The sequence below is a fragment of the Pseudomonas sp. AGC41 genome (genome assembly GCF_057334555.1).
On sequence record NZ_JBHFJB010000067.1, the window covers coordinates 61,779 to 65,762 of the forward strand.

Annotated in this window: 3 protein-coding genes; all 3 read left to right on the top strand. The window is 59.3% G+C overall.

From position 1 onward, the window contains the following. Positions 1 to 197: 197 nt before the first annotated feature. Positions 198 to 1,580: a glutamine synthetase family protein gene (locus ACE04F_RS12940; RefSeq protein WP_486107205.1), complete on the top strand. Its 1,383-nt coding sequence runs from the start codon at positions 198 to 200 to the stop codon at positions 1,578 to 1,580. A 162-nt stretch (positions 1,581 to 1,742) separates the two neighbouring features. Further along, positions 1,743 to 3,392 carry a phosphoethanolamine transferase gene (locus ACE04F_RS12945; RefSeq protein ID WP_486107207.1) on the top strand — a complete coding sequence of 550 codons (1,650 nt, stop codon included), beginning with the start codon at positions 1,743 to 1,745 and terminating at the stop codon, positions 3,390 to 3,392. Between the two features lie 72 nt (positions 3,393 to 3,464). Continuing rightward, on the top strand, positions 3,465 to 3,984 hold a 520-nt coding region (locus tag ACE04F_RS12950), incomplete at its 3' end, for a class I SAM-dependent methyltransferase (protein WP_486107209.1).

Here is a 3,984-nt window from a genome sequence, read left to right on the forward strand (position 1 = left end):
CCCGCGCCCGTCTGCCCTTGCCCCGTCATCCTTTGCGCTGCCCTGTGAACTGGCGTTCTGGGCCCTCTGGCATTGTCGCCACGCACGTCCTCCGGATGGCCGTATTTCCTGTTGATTCCTTGAACCGTGCTCGTTGATAGCGAGCACAGGATGACGGTGCCTGATCGCCCGTCCGACACGAAAATACGAGCATTCCCATGAGCCTTGTCGAATCTTCTTTTGCCTCCGTGCAGCAAGCCCAGGCGTTCCTGGCACAGAATCCGGATATCGAACTGTTCGAGTTGTTTATCGTGGATAACAACGGTGTGCCTCGGGGCAAGTGGCTGCATCGGGACGAACTGCTCGCGGTCTACCAGAGTGGCCGGCCGCTGCCGAGTACGATCCTCGGGCTGACGCTCAATGGCGATGATGTGGAGAACTCTGGCCTGGTCTGGGACGTCGGTGATATCGATTGTCGTGCCTACCCCATCAGCGACAGTTTGCAGCGCATGCCGTGGCGGCGGATTCCTACCGCCGCCGTGCAAGTCGGCATGCATCCCCGGGAGGGTATGCCGGCAGCCATTGCCGATCCGCGCTATCTGCTCAGTCGGGTGATCGAAGCCTTGCAGGCGGAGGGTTATTACCCGGTGATGGCGGCGGAGCTGGAGTTCTACCTGCTGGATGCGCAACGGGACAGCGAGGGGCGGCCGCAACCGGCGCGGGACGCAGATGGGAGCAGGCCGCGTTCCACCCAGGTCTATGGTTTGCGTGAGCTGGAGCAGATCGAGCCCTTCCTTGCTGATCTTTATGCGGGCTGCAAGCTGCAGGGCATCCCGGCCCGTACGGCCATTTCCGAATACGCGCCGGGGCAGGTCGAGATCACCCTTGAACACCGCACCGATGCCCTGCAAGCCATGGATGACGCAGTGCGCTACAAACGGCTGGTCAAGGGCGTGGCGCACCAGCACGGTATGGCGGCCTGTTTCATGGCCAAGCCGTTCGATCACCTGGCGGGTTCCGGCATGCACATGCATGTCAGTCTCGCCGACCGGGAGGGCAATAACCTGTTTGCCAGTGAAGCCGCCGACGGTACGCCGTTGCTGCGTCATGCGGTGGGCGGGATGCTCGCGACCTTGCTCGATTCGCTGCTGTTGTTTTGCCCGAACGCCAACTCCTACCGCCGTTTCCAAAGCCACAGCTACGCGCCGCTGGCCGCGACCTGGGGCGTGGACAACCGCACTGTCAGCTTGAGAGTCCCGGGTGGCCCGGCCTTTTCCCGGCACATCGAACACCGGATCTGTGGTGCCGATGCCAATCCGTACCTGGCCGCAGCGGCGATCCTGGCGGGTATCCATCGAGGCATACGCGAACAGCGCGATCCCGGAGCGCCTGTCGAGGGCAACGGCTACGCCCAGGCGAGCCAATTGTTGCCCACCGACTGGCTGACCACCTTACGTGCCCTTGAATCTTCGACATGGGCGCGGGAAGCGTTGGGTGATGAATTCCTTGGCGTCTACCTGGCGGTCAAGCGTGCCGAATATCGCCAGTTCATGGGCGAGGTTGGCGAGCAGGATTGGCGTTGGTACCTGAACCAGGCCTGAAGCGTTTTAAAGTAGTTGTTGAAAAATAATTTAATAGCAACTTTTTCACGAAAAATTGATGGCGAGCTGCCTAAAGTTTGTGTTGCCGTAGCAAATGAATTTTTCACATTTGCCTACGGCAGGTCTTTTTAAAGAGCAACTTTCAGGAAGTTTCCAACCCTCATGCTGACTATTAAAGCCGTGCGCCCCGAGTGGGTGACGCTGGTCGCCAGTGCCTTTTTATTAGTGGCCTTCAACGCCATTCTCTGGCAACACCTGCTCGCCATTACGGCGGCGGACGGACACGGTGTGTTGCTGTGCGTGGCGTTTGCCGTGATGGTCTTCTGCGCGTTCAACCTGGTGCTGACACTGGTGGCGTTCCGTCCGCTGCTCAAACCGTTGTTGATGTTGTTGTTCATGATCAGCGCCGGGGTCGCTTATTTCATGGCCCAATACGGTGTTTTGATCGATGCCGGCATGTTGCGTAACTTTGCCGAAACCAATGCCACGGAAGTGCGCGACCTGTTGTCATTAAAGTTGTTTGGCTACCTGTTGCTGTTAGGTGTGTTGCCTGCCTGGTTATTGTTCAAGACACCGATAAGTTATCGTCGCTGGCCCAGGGAGTTATTAAGCAAGTTGCTCGTCGGCGTCGTCTCGGCTGCGCTGTTGGGCGGGGTTGCCCTGATCAATTACCAAGGGTTGTCTTCGCTGTTTCGCAATCATCACGAGTTGCACCTGATGGTGGTGCCGAGCAACTACATTGGCGCCTCGATCGGCTACTTGCGCGAGCAGGTCGCCTCGGCCAAACAGCCGTTCGTTACGTTGGGCGAGGATGCGCAGCGCAACCCGGCCTGGCAAACCCATGGGCACAAATCCCTGACGGTGCTGGTGGTGGGCGAGAGCGCGCGTGCGGAGAACTTCGGCATTCTCGGTTATCACCGCGATACCACGCCGCAGTTGGATAAAGAGGCCGGCCTGATTGCCTTTACCGACGTGCATTCCTGCGGCACGGAGACCGCCGTGTCGGTGCCGTGCATGTTTTCCAATATGGGTCGTAAGAACTACGACGCGAGCAAGGCCAAGAACGAAGAGGGCCTGCTGGATGTGCTCAAGCGCGCTGGACTGGAAGTGATCTGGCGCGACAACCAGTCCGGCTGCAAGGGCACCTGTGATCGGGTTGTGGTGCAGGATGTGAGCAATCTCAAGGACCCGGCCCTGTGTGCCAACAGTGAATGCCGCGATGAGATCCTGCTCCAGGGTCTGCAGCAGTTCATCGACACCCTCGACAAGGACACCGTGCTGGTGTTGCACCAGATGGGCAGCCACGGGCCGGAATACTTCAAGCGTTATCCCAAGGAGTACGAGCATTTCACCCCGGTGTGTGACAGCAACGCGTTGAACAATTGCAGCCGCGAAAGCATCGTCAACGGCTACGACAATACGCTGGTGTACACCGACCATGTGCTGTCGACCCTGATTGACCTGCTGCGGGTAAATCAGGACAAGGTCGACACGGCCATGCTGTACCTGTCGGACCATGGCGAGTCGCTTGGCGAATACAACCTGTTCCTCCACGGCACACCTTATATGCTCGCTCCGGAGCAACAGAAGCATGTGGCGATGCTGGCCTGGTTCTCCGACGGTTATCAGAAAGCCTTCTCGGTCGATACGCATTGCCTGCAACTGAGCCGGGATAAACCCCTCAGCCAGGACAACCTGTTTCATTCGATGCTCGGGCTGCTGGAGGTCAACAGCAAGGTCTACCACCAGGAGCTGGACATGTTTGCCGGTTGTCGCGGTGCAGTGATCGACGGCGTGCTGGCCCGTGAGTAGAAATTTCCTACACCTTTTTTTCACGCGGCACTGTTTAAGCTGTTGCTCACTTATTTTTAATGAGCTGTGAGTATGTCCGGGCAATCCCCATCGACCGTCGAGCTTGAGTTCACCCGACAGCACGAGCAGGAGCATGCGCAAACGTGCCGTCAACCGGCGCCTCGGCGGTTGCGCCTGGTGTTCTGGCGTGACGAGCAACTGGTGCGCAACGCTCTGAAGGCTGCCGGCGAGCCCGGCCTGGTGCTGGATGTGGCGTGCGGGGCGGGGCGCTTCTGGCCGGTGTTGGCCGAGCATGCCAACCGGGTGATCCTGGCGGCGGACCCGTCGCCGCAAATGCTTGATCACGCGCTCGCCCACCACGACGAAGCTTTACTTGAGCGGGTCAGGACGTTCCCGAGTTCTGCGTTCACCCTCGGGCTGTCCGCAAACGCGGTGGACTGTATTTTTTGTCTGCAACTGTTTCTGCATATCCAGGCCAGCGAGCATCGCCTGGCGTTGTTACGTGAATTCCATCGGGTCAGCCGCGACACAGTGATCGTCTCGGTCCAGATCGAGGGCCGGCTGAGAACCGGCCAGCCGCCACCCAGGCGGC